The following is a 1,122-nucleotide window of genomic DNA, read 5'->3' on the forward strand; positions in this document are numbered from 1 at the left end:
CCCAATGGGCCAATACACTCATACTCCGTGTAATTGGCAATCTCCAAATAACCAACCACGGCAACACCATAAGCACCAGCACCAGTAATACTTGGTGCTATTACTGTAACGTTTTTATTGGCATATGTACATTCGGAGGCAGATGTGGTTAATGATGGGTTCGCAAATACACAACCATACGCAAGTAATGTATATGATGTGTAGCCGCTCGGTAGTTGTAGCATGTAGCCTACCCCAGGCGTTTCAACGTTTATGCCGGTGCTCGTTGGTATTGCCAGCGTTAGTGCGAAGCCAGCCTCGGTATATGTACTTTTCTGAAGGGTGATTGCTATATTAATATTACTCTGCGTTATATAATTCGTCTCCGTTGATTTTATTATTTGTGCTGCCACTGGGAATGGTGTGTTGCTTTGGGTTAGTAGTACCGTGTTGAGTTGCCAGTACCAGCACTCCTCCTCATTCTTGTACGGGCCACTGCTAATTACTACACAGCCAGCCGATATGGTGCTTGGAGGCTGCGTTGATGGGTCTTGAAAGGATATGGTTGAATCACCGGTGGCGTTCACAGTCAACGCCACCCTTGCGACCCTCGTATAGTTAATACTAACCATCACCACAGAGCCCCTGGCAAGCTCTGGTATTATTGGCACGGTCACGAACCCCGTGACCACGGTAGGGCCATTGCTCGAGTTCGTTATCGTGCTTATGAAGAGTACGATTGATGGACCAGCCATGTCCGGGGTCATCCTCAGGTAATTATCGAGCTCCATGGCATAGGCCGTGTAATTACCCACGCTTATCATGAAGCTCATGGAATTACTTAAGTAATGACCAACGCTCACGAAACCACCGACAGAGGGCCCAGTGGCGTATACGAAGAACCTGGCATTAACACCGGGGTAAGGCTCAGGCGCACCCCTAATCACTATGTTAATCATTGGGTAAGTATTGAGTGGGTTAAAGGTTATGACGTTCAAGGGCCAGGGAAGCTCGGGATACCTAACATAGGTAACCACGTAACCAGGACCAACATATCTAAGGACTGCGCGACCTACGTGAACATAAACAAATAATGAGGCGTAGACGGCAGCAAACACGAGCACTGCTACAACCAACCACCTC

The 1,122-nt window shown here is 48.0% G+C and carries 1 protein-coding gene; it reads right to left on the reverse strand.

Features of this window, described 5'->3' with window-relative positions; all coding sequences use genetic code 11:
• Positions 1–1,122: hypothetical protein (locus JCM16161_RS13375; protein ID WP_243671754.1), on the reverse strand; the 1,122-nt coding region annotated here is incomplete at both ends.

The sequence above is a fragment of the Vulcanisaeta sp. JCM 16161 genome (assembly GCF_001316285.1).